General features: G+C 39.7%; 21 protein-coding genes. 13 read left to right on the top strand and 8 right to left on the bottom strand.

What is annotated here, in order from left to right; genetic code table 11:
* Positions 1-6: 6 nt before the first annotated feature.
* Positions 7-687: a succinate dehydrogenase cytochrome b subunit gene (locus WKF66_RS03075; RefSeq protein WP_489672933.1), complete on the bottom strand. Its 681-nt coding sequence runs from the start codon at positions 685-687 to the stop codon at positions 7-9.
* A gap of 210 nt (positions 688-897) precedes the next feature.
* Positions 898-2,424 carry a trypsin-like peptidase domain-containing protein gene (locus tag WKF66_RS03070; protein ID WP_489672932.1) on the bottom strand — a complete coding sequence of 509 codons (1,527 nt, stop codon included), beginning with the start codon at positions 2,422-2,424 and terminating at the stop codon, positions 898-900.
* 184 nt (positions 2,425-2,608) lie between these two features.
* Between WKF66_RS03070 and dapF the strand changes: the two genes are divergently transcribed.
* Positions 2,609-3,394, top strand: coding sequence for a diaminopimelate epimerase (dapF, locus tag WKF66_RS03065; RefSeq protein WP_489673334.1), 786 nt, complete (start codon positions 2,609-2,611; stop codon positions 3,392-3,394).
* Positions 3,395-3,400: 6 nt separating this feature from the next.
* On the opposite strand, the gene WKF66_RS03060 is transcribed toward dapF, so the two are convergent.
* Complete coding sequence (locus WKF66_RS03060) at positions 3,401-5,695, bottom strand: helix-turn-helix domain-containing protein (RefSeq protein WP_489672931.1); 2,295 nt, start codon at positions 5,693-5,695, stop codon at positions 3,401-3,403.
* 86 nt (positions 5,696-5,781) lie between these two features.
* On the opposite strand from WKF66_RS03060, the gene WKF66_RS03055 reads away from it, so the two are divergent.
* Together WKF66_RS03055 and WKF66_RS03050 are read left to right on the top strand one after the other, a co-directional pair.
* Positions 5,782-8,577, top strand: a complete 2,796-nt coding sequence (locus WKF66_RS03055; protein WP_489672930.1) for an outer membrane beta-barrel family protein — start codon at positions 5,782-5,784, stop codon at positions 8,575-8,577.
* 7 nt (positions 8,578-8,584) lie between these two features.
* A complete protein-coding gene (locus WKF66_RS03050; protein WP_489672929.1) occupies positions 8,585-9,355 on the top strand; it encodes a GLPGLI family protein in 771 nt (256 codons plus the stop codon).
* Here the strand turns inward: WKF66_RS03050 and WKF66_RS03045 are convergent.
* From WKF66_RS03045 to WKF66_RS03035, 3 genes are all read right to left on the bottom strand, one after another.
* The gene (locus WKF66_RS03045; protein WP_489672928.1) at positions 9,352-10,047 is read right to left on the bottom strand and encodes a response regulator transcription factor; all 696 of its coding nucleotides are present in this window, start codon (positions 10,045-10,047) and stop codon (positions 9,352-9,354) included. The genes WKF66_RS03050 and WKF66_RS03045 overlap by 4 nt on opposite strands.
* 3 nt (positions 10,048-10,050) lie before the next feature.
* Entirely contained in the window at positions 10,051-11,898 is a 1,848-nt protein-coding gene (locus WKF66_RS03040; protein WP_489672927.1) for a sensor histidine kinase, read from the bottom strand.
* Between the two features lie 524 nt (positions 11,899-12,422).
* Complete coding sequence (locus WKF66_RS03035) at positions 12,423-12,791, bottom strand: DUF3127 domain-containing protein (protein WP_489672926.1); 369 nt, start codon at positions 12,789-12,791, stop codon at positions 12,423-12,425.
* 72 nt (positions 12,792-12,863) lie between these two features.
* On the opposite strand from WKF66_RS03035, the gene WKF66_RS03030 reads away from it, so the two are divergent.
* The 8 genes from WKF66_RS03030 (at position 12,864) to WKF66_RS02995 (ending at position 20,086) form a co-directional block, all read left to right on the top strand.
* Positions 12,864-14,057, top strand: a complete 1,194-nt coding sequence (locus WKF66_RS03030) for a THUMP domain-containing class I SAM-dependent RNA methyltransferase (RefSeq protein WP_489672925.1) — start codon at positions 12,864-12,866, stop codon at positions 14,055-14,057.
* Positions 14,058-14,149: 92 nt separating this feature from the next.
* Positions 14,150-14,467, top strand: coding sequence for a helix-turn-helix domain-containing protein (locus tag WKF66_RS03025; RefSeq protein WP_489672924.1), 318 nt, complete (start codon positions 14,150-14,152; stop codon positions 14,465-14,467).
* An 88-nt stretch (positions 14,468-14,555) separates the two neighbouring features.
* Complete coding sequence (locus tag WKF66_RS03020; RefSeq protein ID WP_489672923.1) at positions 14,556-15,209, top strand: HD domain-containing protein; 654 nt, start codon at positions 14,556-14,558, stop codon at positions 15,207-15,209.
* A 51-nt stretch (positions 15,210-15,260) separates the two neighbouring features.
* Positions 15,261-16,517, top strand: coding sequence for a putative DNA modification/repair radical SAM protein (locus tag WKF66_RS03015; RefSeq protein WP_489672922.1), 1,257 nt, complete (start codon positions 15,261-15,263; stop codon positions 16,515-16,517).
* 7 nt (positions 16,518-16,524) lie between these two features.
* A complete protein-coding gene (locus WKF66_RS03010) occupies positions 16,525-17,289 on the top strand; it encodes a TIGR03915 family putative DNA repair protein (protein ID WP_489672921.1) in 765 nt (254 codons plus the stop codon).
* A 23-nt stretch (positions 17,290-17,312) separates the two neighbouring features.
* Positions 17,313-18,338: a sensor histidine kinase gene (locus WKF66_RS03005; protein ID WP_489672920.1), complete on the top strand. Its 1,026-nt coding sequence runs from the start codon at positions 17,313-17,315 to the stop codon at positions 18,336-18,338.
* Between the two features lie 84 nt (positions 18,339-18,422).
* On the top strand, positions 18,423-19,064 hold the full coding sequence (locus tag WKF66_RS03000) for a DUF47 domain-containing protein (protein ID WP_489672919.1): 642 nt from the start codon (positions 18,423-18,425) through the stop codon (positions 19,062-19,064).
* A gap of 11 nt (positions 19,065-19,075) precedes the next feature.
* The gene (locus tag WKF66_RS02995; protein ID WP_489672918.1) at positions 19,076-20,086 is read left to right on the top strand and encodes an inorganic phosphate transporter; all 1,011 of its coding nucleotides are present in this window, start codon (positions 19,076-19,078) and stop codon (positions 20,084-20,086) included.
* Here the strand turns inward: WKF66_RS02995 and WKF66_RS02990 are convergent.
* The gene (locus WKF66_RS02990; RefSeq protein WP_489672917.1) at positions 20,083-21,411 is read right to left on the bottom strand and encodes a carboxypeptidase-like regulatory domain-containing protein; all 1,329 of its coding nucleotides are present in this window, start codon (positions 21,409-21,411) and stop codon (positions 20,083-20,085) included. The genes WKF66_RS02995 and WKF66_RS02990 overlap by 4 nt on opposite strands.
* Positions 21,401-21,979, bottom strand: coding sequence for an RNA polymerase sigma factor (locus WKF66_RS02985; protein WP_489673333.1), 579 nt, complete (start codon positions 21,977-21,979; stop codon positions 21,401-21,403). Before WKF66_RS02985 ends, WKF66_RS02990 begins: the two co-directional genes overlap by 11 nt.
* Positions 21,980-22,076: 97 nt before the next feature.
* Here WKF66_RS02985 and WKF66_RS02980 point away from each other — a divergent pair, with 97 nt between their 5' ends.
* Both WKF66_RS02980 and WKF66_RS02975 read left to right on the top strand, forming a co-directional pair.
* Positions 22,077-24,041, top strand: coding sequence for a YfbK domain-containing protein (locus tag WKF66_RS02980; protein ID WP_489672916.1), 1,965 nt, complete (start codon positions 22,077-22,079; stop codon positions 24,039-24,041).
* Positions 24,013-24,765: a DUF4197 domain-containing protein gene (locus tag WKF66_RS02975; protein WP_489672915.1), complete on the top strand. Its 753-nt coding sequence runs from the start codon at positions 24,013-24,015 to the stop codon at positions 24,763-24,765. Before WKF66_RS02980 ends, WKF66_RS02975 begins: the two co-directional genes overlap by 29 nt.
* Positions 24,766-24,768 lie beyond the last annotated feature (3 nt).

Here is a 24,768-nt window from a genome sequence, read left to right as displayed (position 1 = left end):
CTAAAATTATCTAATCCAACCTGCGTAAATTGCAATTGGCATTGCAGCGAAAACAACGGAGATGATGATTGAATACCATATACCAACGTTTTTAGTGATAGCATTGTACTTTTTATGGTTCCAACCTAATGTTTGAAATGCGGAAGCAAAACCATGCAGGAGATGGTAGCAAAGTGAGGCCATTGCCAGCGTGTATAGCACAACAACCCAAAGCTCCTGAAAGGTTTGAATCATTACTGCATACAAATCCTCGTGGCCGTTAGCATCGACCGTCGGGATCCCCGTGAAACGTGACACTACCCAAAAGTTAGCTAAATGAACAATCAGAAAGATGAGTAACAGCGTGCCTAACAAGCCCATTGATCTGCTATACCATTTACTATTGGCGCTTCCCTGAAAAGCAGCATACTTAATCGGCCTAGCCTTATTGTTTAAGTACTTAAGCCTATAACCCTGGTAAATATGAGCAAGAAGCCCAATAAATAATACAATTTCACCTGCCCTGATTACCCAGTTGCCAGACATGAAATGTGCACCAATATTAAAGGTTAAACCTCCATCGTTGAAAAAGATCAATGCATTGACAAAACAATGCACAATAAGGAATAAAATAAGGAACAGGCCGGTAATACCCATTATTAGTTTTTTTCCTATTGAAGAGGAAAAAGCGTTTCCGAAACTAGCCATTATGAAATTATATTTTAGTTTTGATTGCAAAAGTATTTAATAAAAGAATTAATTCCTTTACTGCCAACACAAAATACCCATAAATAAACTATTTAGAAACGTTCTAAGACTTTATAAAAACTGTCAGGTTAGCTAATAGTTCGGGTATTAAAAAACGGGAGACAACTTACGTTGCCTCCCGCTATAAAGATTAGGACAAAAGCTCAGCGCCTATCTTGTGCTGAACATCCAGGACATCTTCCCTCCGTCTGGAAGAATACCTACTACTTTTATTTTATCGGATGACTTCGCTAACGCCGCCGTAACGTCAGCTGTCGTATTCAACGGAACATCATTAATGCTTGTAATTACCGTACCTGGTGTCAGGTCGTACTGGTAGAACAAGCCAGAGGTGTTAGTTTTAGTAACGACAACCCCATTTTTTAAGCCCAATTTAATCTTAGCCTGAGGAGATAGCGCTGAAAATGTTGCCCCTAGCTTCTCAATGCTAGCTCCGGATTTAGCTGCTAAAGCCGGTTGGGCTTCTTTGATTGAAGATTCAGGTTTTAAAACGATACTTGTGGTTTTTAGCTGGCCTTCTCTTAAGTATGTGATTTGTACTTTATCTCCAGGATTTAAACGACCGATCTTCTCTTGCAGGTCCGGCGAATCGTAAATTATAGATCCTTCTACTTTTTTGATAATGTCGCCTTTCTTTAACCCCGCAGCTGCAGCGCCACTGTTAGCAATCACATCATTAACATACAATCCAGAAACATCTTTTACTTTATACGTTTCAGCATTGTCTGCGTCAAGAGCTACAAAGCTTACTCCGATGTATCCACGTTTAACTTCACCATATTTTTTGAAGTCATCAAGGATCTTTTTTGCAAGATTGATTGGTATTGCAAAACCGTAACCTACGTTGGTACCAGTTTGTGAAGCAATTGCCGCATTGATACCAATAAGCTCTCCATTTGCGTTTACCAGGGCACCTCCGCTGTTACCTGGATTAATAGCCGCATCGGTTTGTATATAAGACTCGATGCTAGGACTTGATGGAGCCTTACCTGTTCTTTGATACTCTTCAAACTGTTCTTCTGTCGGCTGAGTTCTATTTAAAATGCCTATGCTGCGTGCTTTAGCACTTACAATTCCAGCAGTAACAGTGGTTTGCAAATCCAGTGGAAAACCAACCGCCAATACCCACTCTCCAATTTGAACATTATCTGAATTACCCATTTTTACAACAGGCAGATTCGTTGCATCAACTTTAATTAAGGCCAGATCGGTATTGGCATCTTTACCAATTACTGTGGCACTCACCTTCCTTCTATCAGAAAGAATAACTTCAATTTTATCGGCCTTGTCTACTACGTGATTATTGGTAACGATGTAACCGTCTGGGGTCAAAATCACTCCAGAACCTGAAGCCGCTCTAGGCTGGCGCTGGCCTCTTCTGTTTCCTCCTCCGCCGAAGAAATCTTCAAACATGTCCATTGGAGAAGCTTCCCCTTTAGATGCACTTGTTGAACCGTATGACGTTTTAATGTGTACTACCCCTGGCGAAACTGCTGCTGCTGCTTCAACAAAGTCAAGTGTTCCCGCCGAAGAGATCTTCGGGTTATTTGCAAAGAGCACTTGCTGCTGCTCTGCTAATGTAAGTTCATTCCTTGATGGCTCTAATAATTTATAGCCACCAATTGCAGCTGCACCTCCTATAAATGCAGCCAGCGCTATTAATCCAAATCTTCTCATTTATATATTTGTTTAGTGTTTGTGTACTATTCAACAGTCTTTCATTCATTTAAGTCTCATATTACCTAATCAACTTATTTTCTTTGTATTGACTTAGTCAAATTTAATACCATATACGCGATATTTGCATCTGTAACAAGTCACGAATTCTGTTAAAATTTGTTAAATGCATATGACAACTACAATGACTACCCATTTCTATAAGTATCAAGGCGCTGGTAATGATTTTGTCCTGGTTGATAATCGTGATCTTTCGTTTGACGGAACCCATACGGAAACCGTTTCTCAACTGTGCGACAGGCGGTTTGGAATAGGTGCAGATGGTTTGATGCTGCTTCAGAATCACAGCAGTTATGACTTTGAGATGCTCTATTTCAATTCAGATGGAAGGCCAGGAAGCATGTGCGGAAATGGCGGTCGTTGTATCGTAGCCTTTGCAAAACATTTAGGAATTATTGGCACAGAAACTAACTTCCTGGCAGTAGATGGCCAGCATTATGCCAAAATTTCAGAAGCAGGCAATTGGATTGATCTGCAAATGATTGACATTGACGCGATTGAAAATGATGGCGAAGCCTTCGTATTAAATACTGGCTCCCCGCATTACGTTACCCTTGTGCAAGACTTAAAGACCTTTGATGTATTTGAAGCTGGTTCCAGTATTAGAAATAACGACACTTATAAAGCTGAAGGAATAAACGTAAACTTTGTGGAAGACCTGGTAGATCATCTGTTTGTTAGAACATTTGAGCGTGGCGTAGAAGATGAGACCTATGCATGTGGCACAGGGGTTACGGCCGTGGCATTGTCCCTGGCTAAGCATAAAAACCAAACAGGGCACATCAGCACTCCTGTAACAGTATTAGGTGGAAACCTAAACATTGAATTCGATTATGACGGAGAAAGATTCCGGAATATTTTCTTATGCGGACCTGCGATACAAGTTTTTGAAGGCGACATTAAACTATAGAGGTTATTAATCCTGCCCCTCCGCCAGATGTGACGCTACCCCTATCTTAATTTCGCTGAAGGAATAGTCTCGTCCTAACCTTTCTCTTAATTCATTTAGCTTAATGCTTTTGAGGTCTTTAATGGTTTCAAGTATCTTGTTCAACTTTGGAGAGCCAAGGACCTTTTTACCCGAGATTTCTCCTAGTGCGACATAATGAGCGAGGTGTGCCTCTATAGTACCTGCAGTCATTTTCCTGTCGGCAGCTATCCTTGTAACAGATTTACCATCATTGAACATACTTAAAGTAACCTCTTTAGTGTCTATTTTCGGAGCGCCAGAACCTACTTTCTTAGCTTTAATAGATTTTGCTTTTAAGGCCTTCTTTTGAGTAAAATCATCCGTTCCGTCCATCGCAAACACTTTAAGCATACGCTCAGACCTGGTGGTCAAATTAACAAGTTTATCGACGTCTCTGCGGCTAAAATCTCTATTATCCAATATTGATGCAAGCAAAGCCGGAGCCTTTTTCATCTTTTTGAAACTTTCATAAAACTGAGCCTCCATTTCTAACAATTCTGCTAAAAACTCTAATACCTGCTTATCTTGCTTTACCAACTCCATTCTTTCGAATATATGTTCTGAAAAGCCATTTAACAAGGGTGTAAAATAGGCTTCAGCGGCTTTTACGCGTTCTAGCAAGGCCCGGAGTCCATCTGGAGATTTGTCTTCGCTTAGTCTGTTAATCTGTCCCAAAAACTTGGAAGCATTGGTTCTTACCTCAATTATCGACTTGAGTAGCTTCTCGGCCCATTTGTGATGTTTTTGCTTAGCAGATTTATAGATGTCTTTGGTGTAAGAATGTACATGTTCATAAATCATGTTATCTAAAGATGTGAGATCAAAGCACTGCAACAGGTAACTTTTCAAAAAAACCTCGGTATCTATCTGAATCTGCTCCTGTAGTACGTCCACACTTAGTTTGTTCTTTGAAAAGAAGGATACGTTCTGGTCCTGCCTTATTCCCGATCCGGAAATTAATGACGTTAGCACCAGCCCATTGAGCGAACGAAGTCTTGATAGGGCGACATAGATTTGCCCTGGTGCAAATGCATTTCCGATATCAATAATCGCTTTATCAAATGTCAATCCCTGGCTCTTATGTACCGTGATTGCCCATGCTAGCTTTAGTGGATATTGTGTAAATGTGCCTACCAAGTCCTCTTCAATCTCACCAGAGATTTTGTCTGTTGTATACTTTATGTTTTTCCAGGTGTATTTCTCCAATAAGATCTTTTGCGTACTCCCCTCAGGCTGCACTTCAATGGCATCCGGTCTTAGCGCCATAACTGTAGCTATTTTACCGTTAAAAAAACGTTGCTCCCCTGTTGGGTCATTTTTAATAAACATGACCTGGGCATTTAATTTGAGCTCTAAGATCTGGTCTGCAGGATAAGCATACTCACTAAATTCATTCTCTATTTTAGCCCGATACAGGTAGGAAGCGCCAGGTAGTTCATCCAGGCTCGTCCTATTCAAGGCATCTGCCTTGTTGTTGTGCGTAGTAAGCGTGATGTACTTCTCGTGTAACGCAGGTTTGAAATCAGCACGGTAATGCCTTTCCAGTAGAGCTACGTCTTCTTTAGTAACGGAGTTGTTTCGGAGATTATTTAGCAAATTAATAAATACATCATCTGCTTGCCGGTATATCTTTTCCAGTTCGATGTAAACCAAAGGATTCTGTTGTATGACATGTGCGTCGAAAAAGTACGCACTATTGTAGAACTGGCCCATCAGATTCCACTCGGTACTTTTTACCACGGGTGGAAGCTGGTGCAAATCTCCAATAAATAACACCTGGACGCCGCCGAAACTTTCGTGGTTGTTTCTTCGGATATAACGAAGTACCATGTCGATGGCATCTAAAAGATCTGCGCGTAGCATACTTACTTCATCAATGATGAGTAGCTCCATGTCGATTAGTACCTTCCGTTTGGTAGCCGTCATGTGCAGGTTACGGACGATAGATTTTGCCGTATTGTATTGTTGGTTATAATGGTCCCCGTCTGCTGCCGGTGCTTTTGGTAGGTAGGTACCAAAAGGCAGTTGAAACAAGGAATGTATGGTAACTCCTGCAGCATTAATGGCTGCGATCCCAGTGGGTGCCGCAATGACCGTTTTCTTGTGGGTCAAAGCGGTGAGACTTTTTAAAAATGTGGTCTTACCAGTTCCAGCTTTACCCGTTAAAAATATGTGTTTGGAAGTATAATTTACAAATCTTGCGGCCAATGCTGCAGGGCCTGCCATTTCCGGATTTAACATAGACAAAGTTAAAGTAAACAATTTAACATTTAGGATTATTGATTACTAACGTTTTAGTTATATCTTACCTAACCCAAACGTCCCTCATGAAATTCGCCTCTCTAACGCTCTTATTCTCTTTGTCTGTTGCCGTCTCTTTTGCTCAAAGCAACCCATATCTTATTAAGGGTAAAGTCACAGACACCGCTGCATCTTACTCAATGGTAAACAGTACGGTTACTATACTCAATCAGAAAGACTCGACTCTTGTAAAATTTTCAAGGGTAAAACAAGAAGGCACATTTCAAATTGACAACCTGGGGAGCGGGAAGTTCATTTTATTGATCACTTATCCCGGCTATGCAGATTATATAGAACAATTTGCATTAGATAGCCTTAAGCCGGCAAAAGATTTCAATGCTATAAACCTACTCCTTAAATCTACCTTACTTGAAAATGTAATTATTCAGGGCAAGGCCGCTGCCATCAAAATTAAAGGTGATACGACAGAGTTTAATGCAGGCAGTTACAACATTCAACCCAATTCGAAAGTCGAAGACTTATTGAAACAATTACCTGGAATGCAGATTGATAAAGATGGCAATATTACCGCTCAGGGGAAATCTGTAAAAAAGGTACTTGTTGATGGGGAAGAATTCTTTGGTGACGATCCTACACTGGTGACAAAAAACATACGCGCGGATATGGTCGATAAAGTTCAACTATATGACAAAAAGAGTGACGAGGCCGCCTTTACCGGTGTGGACGACGGTGTAGAGAACAAGACGATAAATATTAAACTTAAAGAAGATAAGAAAAACGGCTATTTTGGAAAGGTTGACCTGGGCGTGGCGACGGACAAATTCTATCAGGGGCAGGCAATGATTAATATCTTCAAAGGCAAAAGGCGAATATCAGGCTATGGAATATTTGGTAACACAGGGAGAACCGGTTTGGGCTGGGAAGACCGGGATAAGTATTCAGGGAGCAGAGGAATGCAATTTGATGCCGGAGTATATTACATTAACGGAGGTGATGACTTCGAAGGTTGGAACGGCCGATACGATGGGCGAGGAATACCTACAACTAAAACCGGCGGCCTACACTTCGAAGACAAATGGAATAAAGACAAGTTTGGATTAAATACCAATTACAAGATAGGATCACTTGGCGTTAAAGGTTCAAGCAGCAACCTTACTCAAAACATTCTGCCTCAGGATGCAAATGGGGTTTCAAGAACAATTAACAGTGCTTCAGGTCAGCAATTTGATAATAGTACTTTCAGACAGAAATTGGATGCTACATTAATATTCCAACTTGACACGACCTCCACGTTAAAATTGATGATTGATGGAACCAGGAAGGAAACAAAGACCAGAGAAGAATTTATGAGTTATAGTTCCAGAGCAGATAGTTCATTGATCAACACCGGTGATCGAACAATCACTAATGATGGCGATCAAGACCTGTTTAATGTGAGTGCCTTTTATACAAAAAAACTTAAGAAAAAAGGACGAACAATTGCTGCTACATTGGCACAATCTCTAAATAGAAATAAGTCAGAAGGCTTTCTGAATTCCAAAAATGAGTTCTTTAATGAGACGGAGCAATCTGATAGTGTTAGAAACATCAATCAATTTAAAACTAATAATTCGTTATCTTCTGTATTAAACACCAATCTAACTTATACGGAACCAATCACTAAGGCAACGTCATTAGCACTGAATTATGGCTTAAATTATAATAAAAGCACGTCGGACAAAAGATCGTTCAATCCCTCTGGAACCGGCCTTTATGACAAACTGGATCCTTTATTTAGTAATAACTTTGAATTGAATCAATTGGCAAACCAAGGCGGAGCAACAGTAAATTATAAAAAAAACAAAACCTATATTAGTGTTGGAGCTAAAGTAAGTGCGGTACAGTTCAAGCAGTTAGACTTGTACCAAAACAAACGGTTTGACAGAAACTTCATAAACTGGAATCCGGGCGCTTTATACCAATACCGCTTCTCGCAACAAAAATCACTATCGGTTAGATACTATGGGTCTACTTCTCAACCGAGTATAAGTCAGATCCAGCCAATCAGGGAAAACACAGATCCCCTGAATGTGACAATTGGTAACCCCGACCTTGATCCATCCTTTAGCAGCAACATCTCTGTTAACTATAATTCCTATAAGATACTAACTGACCAATATCTTTATTTTTACGGATCTTACTACTTTACCACTAATCCAATCACCAACACCACATTTACCGATGCCGCCGGCAACAATACTTATAGAGCAATCAACCTTGGCGAAACTCCAACTAATTTTTACCTTAACGGATCTACGTCTAAGAAAATTAAGGCAATTGAGCTTAGTGTAGGTATTGACGTATCAGCAAATGGTTCAAAAAACTATAGCATGATCAATGCAGTATTGGCGACGACGAGATCCAACAACTATTCCACAAGTTTATCAATCTCGCAGAATAAGGATAAGTACGATTTTAAACTTTCAGGAGGGCCATCTTATAACGACATCAGGTCATCTTTACCATCCAGTACCAACAACCAAGGTTGGGGCGCCATAGGGAACGCCAGCTTTAATATCAAGCTTCCCGGTAAAATCCAGATCTCCTCAGACGGGCAGTACGAATACACTGCTAAAACGCAGACCTTTAATCAGGATTTTGAGCGCGCAATTATAAATGCTTCAATTGCTAAAAAGTTCTTCAAGTCAGAGAACCTACAGATCAGAATTTCTGGCAATGACCTGCTCAATCAAAACGTCGGCTTTGACCGATCGGCAAGCAACAACATGTTCGTTGAAAACAGGTACACCACTATTCAGCGCTACTTCATGGGAAGTATCATATGGGATTTTAACAAAATGGGCGGTACTGCCAAAAAATAATAATGCCATGAAAAACAAAATCATTGTTATGCTCAGCCTACTCATTGGCTGTTTAAGCTCGAAAGCACAGAATGTAAGGTTTCCTCCTGCAGGTATCATTGAATTTGAGAAAAGCATCAATGTGTATGCACTGATGAAGAAAGCAGCAGACAACAGCAAGGAAAGCTATATACGTGACGCATATGATAACTATAAAAAAAATAACCCCCAATTTAAGTTATTGCAAAGCACATTGATCTTCTCTAATGATAAGACACTGTTCACTCCTATAGCGCCAGCGGAGAGCCCAAGGGGCTTTTTCAACAATCCAATGTCAGAGCAAAATAGCACAATTTATACGGATCTCGCCAATGGTTTATTTACCGCCCAAAAGAAGGTGTATGAAGAAACCTTCCTTTTGAAAGACAGCATTAGAAAGATTAATTGGAAGCTAACGAGTGAAGTGAGAACAATTGCAGGGTATGAATGCAGACGGGCTAATGCTGTTATCCTGGATTCTATTTATGTAGTCGCCTTTTATACAGACAAAATACCTGTTTCCGGAGGGCCTGAATCCTTTAATGGCCTACCTGGAATGATTTTGGGCGTTGCACTACCACATGAAAATGTAACTTGGTTTGCTAAGACGGTTACCGACAAATCAATACCGTTGACCGAACTCAAGGCACCAGCAAAAGGTAAACCATCAGACTATAAAACATTAAGAACGACAATTAACTCCGCGCTTAAGGATTGGGGTGACTATGCACAGGCAGCACTTAAAGCTGTTATGCTTTAGTTCACTAAAAGCTTATACCCTTTTCCGTGCACGTTTAGAATCTCTACTTTCGGATCTTCCCGCAGGTATTTTCTAAGCTTGCTTAAGAAAACGTCCATGCTACGTCCGTTGAAATAATTGTCATCGTGCCAGATACTGAGTAGGGCTTCTTCTCTGGTTAGAACCGCATTTTTTTTCAGGCATAGCAACTTTAGCAACTCCGCTTCTTTTGTAGACAGCTTCTGTATCTGGCCTTTAAAATGAATAAGTTGGGTGGTATAATCAAAAACATAATCTCCAATTTCAAAATTGGTTGGAGAAGTAACGGTTCCAGACCCATCTTGACTTTGAACCCGCTTTAGTAGGGCATTTATCCTTAGCAGTAATTCCTCTATCCTGAAAGGCTTAGTAATATAGTCGTCACCGCCTAAGTCATAAGCGGAAGCCTTATCTTCCATCATTGCTTTTGCCGTGGCAAAAATTATAGGAACATTTTCATTAATCTTTCGTATTTCCTTCCCTAATGTGAATCCATCTTTTTTTGGCATCATCACATCAAGTATGCACAAGTCGAAATCCTGTTTGGTAAAGGCCCTCAACCCTTCGTCACCGTCAACACAAAGTACAACATCGAACTTTCCTTTGAGTTGTAAATAGTCCTGCAAAAGCAGCCCCAGATTGGGATCGTCTTCTACCAATAAGATTCGTTTCATGCGTTAATTAATTAGGGGTAGGCTTATGATAAATTCGGTTCCTTTATCCTTCTCACTGTGTACTTTAATATTACCACCCATTTGTGTAATAATATCTTGTACATAATTTAATCCCAGACCAAAGCCCTTTACATCATGCAGATTACCTGTCGGCACTCTGTAAAACTGATCAAAAATTCTTTTGCTTTGTTCTTTCGTCATTCCAATTCCCTCATCGGCAATCGTTACTATAATTCCTTTTGCAGTATTTCTTGTCTTAATCGTAATTTTAGGTTGGCCTGCACTGTATTTATTGGCATTATCAATAAGGTTGTATAAAACATTGGAAAGGTGTAAATCGTCTCCAAGAACGATGGGATCTATAGCATCTAAACTCAGTTCAACTTCGGCGCCCTTTTTCTGTAGCTGCAGATCCATGCTGTCTAAAACTGCTATTACAAGTTCATTCAGATTTACCTCTGCCTGTTCCAGCTTCAATTCCTTTTTCTCAAGCCTTGCGATACTTAACACCCGTTCGATGTGATTTCCAAGTCTCACATTTTCATCATATATAATACCTGCCAGTCTGCTAATTCGCTTTTTATCCTCAACAATCTCTGGATCTTTCAAAGCTTCACTGGCTATCATAATTGTCGCAACAGGGGTTTTGAACTCGTGGGTCATATTGTTAATGAAATCGGTCTTCATTTCGGAGATTTTCTTTTGACGAAGAATGGCGTACAAGGTGTAAGAAAATATAAATACAAGCACTAATAATAAGCCAGCTGATGAGGCCATGGTGGTCCACATATTACCAAGTATGAGGCTATTCTTATCAGGAAAATTAACATAGAGCACTCCAGGGTCTCCAAAAATGTCGTTGTTAAAGAGCGTCGTCTTAAAAGTGTTACCAGGTAGCGATTCTTCAACCGCTGTAGATGCTTTCCAATAAACCAAAGAATCCTTATTTGCCGTTTTTACCCAAAAGGCGTAGTTAAGCGTAATGTTTCGGTTGAGAAGCTCTTTCTTTAAAAGCGTGTCAAGCTCATCTTTGTTAACCCGTCTGGCTATGGGAACGTAAATTTGGCGCATTTCTTTCTGAAGATCTGCAAGAAAATTAAGGTTAGTGCCGTTGATTGCTACGGTATCATCCATCAACTCCTTTAGCCCATCACGGTATCTTTGTTCTGCAATCTTATCTTCGATTTTAAACTTTAGCGCCATTTCCGCTCGAACTTGTTCCAGCGTTATTGTTATAAATCTAGAACTTTGTCGATCGATTGCCAGATATCTTAAACTATCTGGAAGGTCGTTTGAATTCAATGAAAATGCACGGGGCCGTATTTGCTTCGCACTCGGCTCAATCGTCTGGTTGATTGAACCACCTTTAATCACGCCAAACTCATCACGCCAAATGTCTACTTGAACTTTTAAGGGTGATTGCCCCTTCGAGTCTGTTTTTGAAATATCTAAGAAAACATCCTCCGAGATCCGTCTCGGATCGAGGAAAGTAACACGGATTAAACTATCCCGTGTATTCAAATCATCAAAGATTTTTTTCTTTTGATTGAATTTCCGCTTCTCTTTCGCTGCTCTAAACTGCTCCTTAAAGTCAACAATTTGTTGCGCCTTGTCTCGAAAATCCTGCTCCCTTTCTTGTTTTACTTCTGTATCCTTTTTGCTAATGTGGTTGGCAGCATAACGCTTTTGGACTTTATTGACGACAGCGTTCAATACCTCATTAACATCATGTTCAAAAAGCTGAGACTTAAGATTATATGCTTCCCTGATGTAATACAATTGCATCACAAAAACGCCGAGCAAAGCTACAGTCATCAGGGCGGTTATCAGCCAAAGGCTTCTTTTCTTCATATCAGGTTATCAAAACTAATGAAGCGTTTACAGAATGCAGGCAATTTAACATATTTTAACACGCAAGTCCCTGCGGGCGACTATATTTGGCAGTTAACTAATGGACTGGTAACTCAATGATGAACGCTCTCAAAAGACTTCGTTCAACTTATAGAACAACTATTAAAAAGTCCTCGACCTGGTTTGATGTGATGTAACTTTGCACTTTTACCTTTGAAAAAACTGCTGTTATAAAAAAAGCGGGAATGATCATCCTGACCATGCCCGCTCATCTAAATTAACGCTCTCACATACATATACGCCTTTACAGGAATATTATTGTACCCACTTCAAAGAATTGAGCATTATACAACTCGGTTGCATACGAACATGAACAATATTTATGTAATGCCTTGCTTTGGTCGCATTACGAATACGAAGCTGCATCACAACAATCTTTATTTTGAATTCCCGGCTTAAACTAAAAATGCCGCCCCTTTTTGGAGGGCGGCATAGCGGTCAATTTGTTTATTTAAAAAAGATCTTTAAAATGGAAGATCATCTTCCTCTCCTGGCGCATTACTTAAATCAGCCGGTGGAGCATATTGTGGAGTAGTGGTACCAGCTGCACTATTTGTAAGTGCATTGATTCTCCAAACTACTAAACTATTAAAATAAGATGTCTTGCCTGTTTTATCAGTCCAGGGACGACCACGTAGGTTAAAAGAAACTTCTATATCGTCACCTTGTTTTAGGCTATCGAATAATGCAGTCTTATCTTGTAAAGCCTCAAACCTGATGAATTCAGGATAAGTAGGGTTCTCTGCATATTCGATGATAAGATCGCGTTTTTTAAATGTCTCACTCACCTGTTGTAATGCACCGATTTCATGCACTTTTCCTTTGATTTCCATATTAAATACTATTTTATTCTACTGCGAAGTTCAAATCTCTATATTTTTATTGATAACTTCGTACAATTAATTATGCAAGTTTTCCACACAAAAAGCAAGGTTATTATAACCTGCAATAAACGCCTTTCTTCTTATTTGCAAGATGAGGTTTTAGCCCTTGGTTACACCATAGAAAGGGATTTTCCGACAGGCGTTGAACTCAACATCACGCTATCTGAATGTATAAAGCTGAACTTAAATTTGAGGTGTGCAAGTCAGATTCTCTATTGTTTAAAAAGCTTCAAAGCTGATGATCCTGAAGCACTTTATAGAGAACTGGTAGAGATGCCCTGGGAAGAGCTTATCGATTTTTCAGGTTACTTCTCTGTAACGTCAAACGTTGACAACCCGACAATCACTACCCCGCTTTTTGCCAACCTTAAAGTTAAAGATGCAATAGTTGATCGAATTAAAGACAAAAAGGGCATTAGACCAAATTCTGGTTCAGATGCAAACAAGGCTGTTGTCCATTTATACTGGAAGGACAGTGATGCAGATATATTTTTAGATACCTCCGGAGAGACTTTGGCTAAACATGGTTACCGCAAAATACCTGGCAAAGCACCTATGCTAGAGGCTTTAGCGGCAGGTGTTGTGCTCAGCACTCAGTGGGATCAAAAGTCTCCATTTGTAAATCCGATGTGTGGGTCAGGAACACTTGCTATAGAGGCAGCCCTGATTGCAACGAATCGCAGACCGGGATTGTTTAGGATGAACTATGCATTCATGCACATCATAGGGTACGACGAAGAAGTGTTTTTCGCCGAAAGAAGAATTTTAAAGGAACAGGTGATCAAAAATGTCAATTTGCAAATTATTGCCACCGATATCTCTGAAGACGCTGTTGATGTGAGTCGAAAAAACGCGAAAACAGCAGGCGTTGATACACTTATAACATTCGAAGTTTGTGATTTCGCGGAGACACAGGTGCCTGATAATGGAAAAGGCGTTGTGGTATTTAATCCCGAATATGGCGAACGATTAGGTGTACACTCTAAATTAGAACTTACCTATAAACGGATTGGTGACTTCCTTAAGCAGGAATGTAAGGGTTATTTTGGCTATATTTTCACAGGAAATCCTGATTTAGCGAAGAAAATCGGGCTTAAAGCCACCCGGAAACTAGAGTTTTATAATGGTAAATTAGATTGTCGGATGCTAGAGTATGAATTGTATGATGGCACAAGACGGCCTGAAGAAGAAAGACTACCAGCTAAAACCGAGTAATTAATCGCCAGTACGGCTTTCCCTCAAATGTTATCCTTGTATTTCATCAAGTTACAGTTGATGATGGTTTAACCTCCGTTAAAATCTTCGCAATGACTGATGATTTTTTTAAAACTGCTTGCACTTTTTTTTCGTTATTAAATTCATTAGGAAATTTAATGGGGAGGTTTATGAGTGACCAACTGGCGTCTAAAATAAAAGTTGTAGCAGGCAACATAAGAAAGATAAGGGAATATAGAAACTATACGCAAGATTATCTTGCCGCAAAACTAGGGATTTCTCAAAATGCATACAGTAAAATTGAACTGGGTTACAGCAAACTTACTTTAGAACGCTTATTTCAGATAAGTACTGTTTTGGAGGTTGAAGTTCTTCAATTGATTTCATTAGATCAGTCGGAGCTTGTTTAGACATAGCTCCCCATTACGTTTAGTAACGAATACGAACATATCACCTTCAGAAAAATTATTATGTACGTTTGTGCTTGATCCAATCACTATGAAACACATTATCAACCTTACCATATCTTTTGTTAAAAATGAGTTGGCCACTGCAGAGGCCGGCCATGATTGGTTTCATATTGATAGGGTTTACAAATCAGCGCTTAAGATTAATGAGGTAGAAGGTGGGAATTTGCTTGTCGTATCCTTAGCTGCGTTATTACATGATATTGCAGACAGTAAATTCCATGGCGGGAACGAGGAAATTGGCCCGAGGATAGCCTCGGACTTCCTGGCATCGATAGGCGTAGATGCGGGTGTTATTTCTCATGTAAAGGACATCATTAAAAATTTAAGCTTTAAATCCAGTTTAGAAGATGTCACTTTTACTTCAAAAGAACTCGACGTTGTTCAGGATGCCGATCGACTTGATGCTATTGGAGCCATCGGCATTGCCCGGGCATTTACGTATGGTGGTTTTAAGAATAGGGTATTGTATAACCCGGAGATTTTACCAGCCTATGGCCAGACGAAAGAAGAATACAAGAATTCAAAGGCTCCAACGATCAATCATTTTTATGAAAAGCTGCTCTTGTTGAAAGATCTGATGAAGACTCAAACAGGGTCTGAAATTGCTCAGAAAAGGCATGACTTTATGCTTGAATATTTAAAGGAATTTTTCGAGGAAGCTGGACAACCAATAATCGCCTAATACTATTATTATTAGATTTATTTACTATATTTGTTAGTAAATTAAAACAGTATGTCTGAACGGATTAGAGAAAAACTAAACATCTTGGCCGATGCGGCTAAGTACGATGTTTCTTGTTCTTCGAGTGGTGGAACGCGAAAAAATGACAACAAAGGCATTGGAAATAGCCATACCTCTGGAATATGCCATACCTACACGGAAGATGGACGATGTGTTTCCTTACTTAAGATTCTTCTTACCAATCATTGCATTTTTGACTGTGCTTTCTGCGTATCGAGGAAAAGCAATGACATTGAGCGTGCTGCCTTCTCAGTAGAAGAAGTAGTATCGTTGACGATGAATTTCTACCGCCGGAATTATATCGAAGGTTTGTTTCTGAGTTCAGGAATTTTTAAGAACGCTGACTTTACAATGGAAAGACTATTAAGGGTAGTTAAAAAACTTCGTCTTGAAGAGAGGTTCAATGGCTATATCCATCTTAAAACCATACCGGGTGCAAGTGAAGCGATGATTATGGAGGCAGGGTTGTATGCGGATCGAATGAGCATTAACCTGGAGATGCCTACAGAAAGCGGATTAAAGCTGCTGGCACCAGAAAAAAACCATATTGACGTTATTAAACCTCTCCGTTTCGTTAAAAATCAGATTATTCAGTTGAAGGAAGAAAAAAAGCTTATAAAAAGCGTTCCAAAGTTTGTTCCTGCGGGACAGAGTACACAGATGGTTATAGGCGCAACTCCTGAAACTGATCAGGAGATCATGCAAACCGCTGCGTCCTTTTATAAAGATTTTTCTTTAAAACGTGTTTATTACTCTGGTTACATCCCGATCAGCAATGACAATCGATTACCTGTCCTTGGAACGCAACCCCCGCTAATTCGTGAAAACAGATTGTATCAGACAGATTGGCTCATGCGCTTTTATGGATTTCATGTGAATGAATTATTGAATGATGCCAATCCACATCTGGATATTGACATTGATCCAAAGTTAAGTTGGGCGTTAAGAAATCTTCACTTTTTTCCTGTTGACATTAATGTTGCTTCGTATAAAACGATTCTTCGTATTCCAGGTATAGGGGTAACTTCTGCACAAAAAATAGTGCAGGCAAGGAAATTCGGAAAATTGCGGATCGATCAGCTAAAAAAAATCGGCGTAGCTTATAACCGGGCAAAATATTTCATTAAATGTGCTGACACCCCTTTTCAATTCAAAGACTATCAAAATACACAGATTAAGTCTTTCATACTTGCAGAAAGCCAAAGTAAGTATATCAAGAACGACGTTCAGCAAATGGTTATGTTCTAGCCTCACAATGATCTATATTATTGATGGCAGTTTAGAAAGCGTACTATGTGCGGTATACGAATGGTTCGAAAGGAAGCCCGGTAAAATAATGATAAAGACTGCTAAAAGTTTTGAACCTGACGCATTTGAAGAAGTGTTAACAATTCACAATGATCAGAGGAAAGCCGATAGAGTTTGGAAGGGATTACAAAAGAAACTTGACGGAGGATGGATGAGAAAATTTTACTGCACTTTCTTGTCCGAAAAACCGGAGGCGCTGGTAAGCTTGTTTGAATTTTGCTGCTACCTCTTTCTAAGTGATCCAGGTGCAGAGCAGAATTATGGCAACGAGCATGTTCTGGTCATCGCACAAATAGCTAGAAAGGTAGAGCGTGAAAAACATAGAATGGAAGCGTTTATTAGATTTAAACATGCTGCGGATGGAATTTATTATTGTGCTGTTAATCCAGACTTTAATGTGCTGCCACTGATAATGAAACATTTTAAAGATCGATACGCGGATCAAAAATGGGTGATTTATGACCTTGAGAGACACTATGGGATCTTTTATGACCTAGAGAAAGTAGAAGAGATTTACCTAAGCGTCGAAGATCAAAAGAGACTAAACTGTTCAAGTAAAGAGCTGATCTCTGAGAAAGAAGTAGTATATGCGGATCTTTGGAAAAACTACTTCAAAAGCACGAATATTGTTGCAAGGAAAAATATGAAACTTCACACCCAACATGTACCAAAAAGATATTGGAAATATCTTACTGAAAAGCAGGGCGTTTAATATTATACATGTAAATTGCTTGCATGAAATTAAGTGTATTGGTCCTTGTCACGGCCTTTGCGGTTGCATTATCGATCGCTCTCGTAAACTATTATTTTCAACACAGCTGGTATTTTATGCTGATCTCATTCGGAGTTTCATTCTTTACCAGTTTCATAGTTTTCTACTATTTGTTGGAAAAGTATATCTATTCTAAGGTCGTATTAATTTACAAAATGATCCACAACCTAAAGCTTGGAAAAGATTTGAAGGATGCGCTGGGTGAATATGTGAGCTCGGATCCAATTAATGATGTGGAGCAAGAAGTGAAAGAGTGGGCGGGCGCTAAAAAGAGGGAGATTGATGTTCTGAAGAAGCAGGAACAATTTAGAAGAGAGTTCTTATCTAATGTTTCGCACGAATTCAAAACCCCTTTATTCGCAATTCAAGGATATATTGAAACCTTACAAGACTGTCTGATTGACGACCCCGAGATGGCGACTAAATTTCTAAAAAAGGCAGCCAATAACGTGGACCGTTTAAGTTACTTAATTAACGATCTTGATTCCATTTCTAAGTTAGAATCCGGAGAGATTCCAATTAACTATCAAAAATTTGACTTTGTTGGGTTAGCAAAAGAAGTAATGGAAGGGCTGGAAGACAATGCAAAAAGCAAGAGCATCAAGCTTTCATTCAAAGAGAAATATACTTCTCCAGCTTATGTGAAGGCAGATCGTGAAAAAATCAGGCAAGTAATGATTAACCTGGTACAAAACTCCTTAAAATACGGTAAAAAAGATGGATCTACGGCAATTAAGATTTTTGAATTGCATGATCAATATCTTATCGAAGTTACTGATGACGGGATAGGCATAGAAGAAAAGCATCTAGCAAGGTTATTTGAGCGGTTCTATCGAATCGACTCACACAGGTCAAGACAAGAAGGCGGTACCGGTCTCGGACTGGCAATAGTGAAGCATATTCTAGAGGCACACCAGCAAATAATCTCAGTTAGAAGCACTTTACAGATCGGGACTACCTTTGCATTTACATTGGAAAAGATCAATTAAACACATTTGCTAGATTAAAACGTTAACACTTAACATTAAGTTAACATTGTACACATACTTTTGTGCGATAATATATTCAATAAGATGAACAGCATTTTTAATTTCTTCACTCCAAAGGATAAAAAGTTTCAACCGCTATTTGAGCAAGCTGGAAGTAACGCCTTGAAAATTTCAGAAGCACTTTTGTTAGTGCTAACAACATCTGACATGGAAAAGAGAAAAGAGTACATTAAGGAGATTGAGCGTTTAGAGCATGTCGGGGACGATATTACACATTCAATCTTTTTAGAGCTGAGTAAAAACTTCATCACCCCATTTGATAGAGAAGACATTCATGCACTTGCTAGTGCAGTTGATGATATTGCAGATTATATTCACGCTTCTGCCACAAATATTGAATTGTACAACATAACTAACATAGGCGATGCGATGATTAAACTCGCCGAGCTATTGGTTGAAATGTGTACTGACCTTGAAAAAGCAATTAAAGAATTAAGAAGCTTTAAGAATATCCGTGTCATTGCTGATGCATGTGTTAGGATTAATAGCGGCGAAAATCAGGCAGATTATGTATGTAATCTGGCAATTGCGCGCCTATTTGAATTCGAGACAAATGCAATAGAGTTGATCAAACAAAAAGAACTCCTTCAAACACTGGAGATGGCAACAGACAAATGCGAGGATGCGGCTAACGTATTAGAATCGATTTTGGTTAAGAACGCTTAAAACATTTTAAAATGGTAACTACCTTATTGGTTGTTGTAATTGTTTTGGCAATTGCTTTCGATTATATTAACGGCTTTCATGATGCAGCCAACTCAATTGCTACTATCGTATCTACAAAAGTCCTATCCCCACTACAAGCAGTACTTTGGGCAGCCTTGTTCAATTTCGCTGCTTATTTCTATTTCACCGATCATAAAGTAGCAAATACAATTGCCAAAACAGTAGTTGAAAATTTCATCACTTTAGAAGTTATTCTTGCTGGTTTGATCGCAGCAATCATGTGGAACTTATTTACTTGGTGGTTTGGAATTCCCTCTAGTTCATCACATACATTAATTGGTGGTTTTGCTGGTGCAGGTATGGCTAAAGCAGCTTCATTAGGGGTTAATGTGATGACTGCCATCAACCTGGCACCCATTCTAAAAGTGGTTGCCTTTATTGTCCTGGCCCCCGTTATCGGTATGGTTATCTCCGTAATTATTTCAATTATTATACTCCATATTTCTAAAAATGCAAGGCCATCTGTAGCTGAAAAGTGGTTTAAGAGATTACAATTGGTTTCATCAGCAGCACTGAGTTTTACTCATGGAGGTAATGATGCCCAAAAAGTAATGGGGATTATATATGTAGCGATGGTAGCTTCAAATGTCTTGACCACGGGAGATCCAATGCCAGAATGGATTCCCATCTCTTGTTATGCAGCTATCGCGCTAGGCACAATGAGTGGAGGGTGGAAAATTGTAAAGACAATGGGCTCTAAGATTACTAAAGTAAATGCCTTTGAAGGCGTTGCAGCAGAATCTGCCGGTGCAGTTACATTAGGCATTACTGAGCATTTTGGGATTCCAGTTTCGACAACTCATACCATTACAGGTTCCATTGTTGGTGTTGGGCTATTAAAGAGAGTATCTGCAGTTCGCTGGGGAGTAACTGTAAGCCTTTTATGGGCATGGGTATTAACAATCCCAGTATCAGCCACACTTGCAGGAATCGTTTATGCGATAATTCACCTGTTCTTTTAAAAATCTATTTTCAGAGAGATTTTCGCATTTACTGGTTCGGGTTGTAACCATCTTGGGCCTTCCTTAACTAATCGTATCGCCTCTTCATTGTACTTGTTGTTAATGCCTGCTACTACTTTAACACTTTTAGCTTGCCCTGAAGAGTCAATATTGAAACTCAGTTCAACTGACTTACCAACCCTGGCCTTCCCTTTAAACTTGCTGTTATTGTTAATGTACATGAAATAATGATCCCAGCCATCCACAGGGTGCGACTGTACAACAACCGTGCTCCTGATGTTAGCGGAACCTTTCATTCCTGGAGCACCAGTGTCATTTTGAATATTTAACCCTGCTACCTTGCCCTGGACTAATTGTTCAACATGGCCAACAGGAACATCTTTCACTTCTTTGCCACTGACAAGAAATGTGGAACCTGTAGTCTGCTCTTTGTTCCTTTTAACATATCCTCTGATTACTGGTTGATCACCTGGGAGGTTAGTGGTTTCCTTAAGCGCTATTGCAAGTAACAGTTCAGTTTTTAACGGTAGCACCTTTGATTCATAAGAAACATAACTGATAGTAAGTGTTGAATCAACTATTGAATCATCTTTCTTAAATGAAAACTCACCGTTTGCATCTGCAGAAGCGATCACTCGTAGCACTCCCTTAGAATCTTTTGCAGAAACATAGGCGCCTACCATTGGGTTTCCAGTAGCTTCATCTATAACCTTACCTCTAACTATAGCTGAACCATATGAATCAGGCAGCGCTACAGTGGTTGCAGAGGCCCTACTCCTAGCGATCTGATTGTTGACTTGCGGTGGAGAGACAGCAACTTTATCTTGAGAAACAATTGCAGCAGGTGCGGTAACAGCTGCTTTAGCCTTCCTATTTTGAGCAATTGCTTCTTTAGGAAGAGAAAGTGCTTCTGGTATAACAGATTTGGATGGATTGGTGTCTTGCTGTTGTCTGGGCGCAATCACCACATCAACTTTTTTAGCGCTATTCAAAGCCTTGTCATAATTGACCTGCTTCATCCAATAAACAATACCAACAGTAATAAACAGAACTGCAGCGGCAGAGCCAATGCTAAGTCGCTGCCAGGTAATGACTGACTGCTTTTTAATAGTTTGCTGTTGATTAATCCGGTTTGCCAGTTGCTGTTGCAATAAAGAGATAGATTCAAGGGCACGTTTGGGAGAAGCGGTAAGGCCAGCCAGGGCTTCGGCTACAAATGGATCTTCAAGCGCTTCCCGCTCCACCCTGTTCATCGTTTTGGCATCCAACTTACCATCAAGGTAGTCCTCTAAAACTTCTATATCTAACCAGTCCTTATTCACCACTATTCCTTTCTATACAAATCTTCAAGTTTCTTTTTCCGTTCTGAATATAGCTTTTTACTTTGAGCATATCATAACCGGTAATATCTGCGACTTCCTTATAACATTTTTCCTGTAGATAAAACAGGTCCACTGTTACTTTTTGTTCCTCTGGAAGTTTCTCCATACACTTTTCCATAATGGAAAGGTTGCTTTCTTTTGTATCATCAATATCCAGATGCACAAAGTCAGTGTTTTCCACAAATGTATCTTCTAAAGATACAGTCTCATTTTTAGAATTCTTCCGAATTGCCATGAGGCAATGATTCCTGGTTAGAACATGTAGCCAGCTTTTAAAGTTCTGAACCTCATGAACTTTTAACTTTACTACCAGCTCTTCAAAAATTTGCATCACAGCATCCTTACTTGACTCTTCATCCTTCAGGTAATTGATACATACCCCAAAAACCAGGTGCATGTATTTATTATACAGTTGACCGAGCACATCAAGATTACCACTTAATTTGTAGCTTCTGATCAGTTCTGCATCATCCTGCTCCTGTATACGTGAATTGTTCTTAATGAATTTCAAATTTATGAGGGGATATTCAGGCTCAAGTATAAAAATATTATTTGACACTATTATGGAATTTGGTTAAAGCATACATCCTGTTTACAAATTACAGGTTATGAAAAAGCTAGTACTGGTTTTAACAATGCTCTTGTCTCTGACGGCTTATAAAGCTTTAAAAGCGCAGGAAAGGATCATAAAAGGAAACGTCACTGATAAAAAGAACGGTGATCCGATGGTTGGCGCGTACGTATCTGCGGAGGATAAGAACGGCATTTTAAGCGTTAAGGCTTCCGTTGCACAGAACGGGTCATACAGTGTAAAAATTGGAAAAGAAGTAAAGGAACTTGTATTTTCTTATGTCAGCTATACTACTGTAAGGGTTAAAGTAGGCAAGGAGAAGACCATCAATGTACAGTTGGAAGAGACTAAAAACGCTTTGAGGGAAGATGTGGTCATCCGGGGCTATGTAAAGCGCAGCAAAGAAGTGCAGGATGTGCCTGTTGGAAATGTAGAGCAGCTCCTGCAGGGAGTCAGGACGGGCCCGCTGAAAATTGCCAACAATACTGGGACACCTGGTTTCAGAGGGTCATTAAATGTTCGTAGTTTGGATAATACGGAAAGTTATTCAGCAATAGCCGAGAATAATTTCAAAAACGTAATACAAAGTCCATTATCTACCTTTTCAATTGACGTAGATGCTGCCGGCTACAGCAACCTTCGAAGATTTATTAACAATGGTAGTTTGCCTCCGGCAGATGCCGTTAGGATAGAAGAAATGGTTAACTATTTTGACTATGAATACGAACAGCCGAAGGACAATGACCCTGTTAAAATCAGTACAGAAATTTCTAATGCTCCATGGAATACAAGCCACAAACTGGTAATGATTGGACTGCAGGCAAAAAAGGTTTCCACGGCCAATTTACCTGCATCCAATCTTGTATTCCTAATAGATGTTTCAGGATCTATGAACCAGGCGAACAAATTGCCTCTCTTAGTTTCCTCCTTTAAAATGCTCACCGACCAGCTCCGAAAAGAGGATAAAGTCGCAATTGTGGTGTATGCTGGGAATGCAGGCACAGTACTCCCTGCTACTCGCGGAAATGAGAAAACAACTATTAAAGAAGCGTTGGATAAATTAAGCGCGGGTGGCTCTACGGCTGGCGGTGAAGGGATTGAACTCGCTTATAAAATTGCTACTGAGAATTTTGTTAAGGGAGGAAACAATAGAGTTATACTTGCAACAGATGGAGACTTTAACGTTGGTGCTTCCAGCGATGGCGCATTGGAAAAATTGATAGAAGAGAAGCGTAAAAGCGATATCTTCTTAACTGTGCTCGGATATGGAATGGGAAATTACAAGGACAGTAAAATGGAAAAACTTGCCGACAAGGGTAATGGGAACTATGCTTACATAGACAATATCTCTGAAGCAAGGAAAGTTTTGGTAACTGAATTTGGAGGGACATTATACACAGTTGCCAAAGATGTGAAGCTTCAGGTAGAGTTTAATCCATCAAAAACACAGGCTTATCGCCTCATTGGGTATGAGAACAGGATGCTTAAATCGAAAGATTTTAACGACGATAATAAAGATGCTGGGGAGATGGGGTCAGGTCACACGGTAACCGCACTATATGAAGTGATACCAGTTGGAATTAAAAGTAGTTTTTCAGGCAGTATTGATGACTTGAAATACCAGGCAACAGATTCGAAGCGCCTGGTCTTGAAAGGTAATGGAAAAGAATTAATGACGGTTAAAATAAGGTATAAGGAACCTGATGGAACTGCGAGCAGATTAATTGAGCAACCTGTGGTTGACAATTCCATTGCATTTAGTCAAACGAGTAATAATTTTAGATTCAGTGCAGCGGTTGCAGAGCTGGGTCTAATTTTAAAACATTCTGATTTTGCGCAGAAATCGAGTTTCGACCATGTCATTACTACAGCAGAAGCAGCCAAAGGTAACGATAGTGATGGTTACAGGTCTGAATTTGTAAGATTAGCAAAATCGGCAAAGTTCTTGGCTAAAGAATTGCTTACTATTGAGCATGCAAACAAATCAGATAAGAACTATTAGTATGTTCCTTGCCCTTAGTGTGTTTATGTTTTTCAGCAGCTGTGACGTTCAAAGTCAGGCACAACTTGGAAATATCATTAAGCAACTCCCTATTGGAAATCCAACCACGACAGAGATTGGATTAGGATTGAAGCAAGCGCTAGAAATTGGAACAACAAATGGTGCGAATCAATTGTCTGCTAAAGATGGATTTCTAGGTAATCTGGCAGTGAAGATCTTATTTCCACCGGAAGCGCAAAAGGTGGAGCAAACATTGCGTACAATCGGCCTTGGCTCTTTAGCTGACAACGTAATATTGACGATCAATAGAGCGGCTGAAGATGCAGCAAAAGAAGCGAAACCTATATTCATCTCAGCCATTAAGCAGATGACGATAACCGACGCGACAAACATATTACTGGGAAATAGAGATGCAGCAACCACTTATTTCAAAAGGGTGACTACCGCGCAACTTATGGAGAAATTCAGGCCCGTTATTCAAAGTAGTTTAGCAAAAGTCGGTGCTACTAAATACTGGGGAGATGCGGCAAACCAGTACAATAAAATTCCGTTGGTAAAACCTGTTTCAACCGACTTATCTTCTTATGTTGCTCAAAAAGCAATCGATGGAATGTTTATCCAGGTTGCTCAGGAAGAGTTGAAAATCCGCGATAACATCGGTGCAAGAAGCACTACTTTATTACAGAAAGTGTTTGGTTATGCAGATAAGAATAAAGCGAAATAAAAA

This window comes from Pedobacter sp. (assembly GCF_037719805.1).
In the GTDB taxonomy this organism is placed as follows: domain Bacteria; phylum Bacteroidota; class Bacteroidia; order Sphingobacteriales; family Sphingobacteriaceae; genus Pedobacter.
The sequence above is the reverse complement of the archived record's forward strand: the minus strand, read 5'-3'. Positions and strand labels throughout refer to the sequence as shown.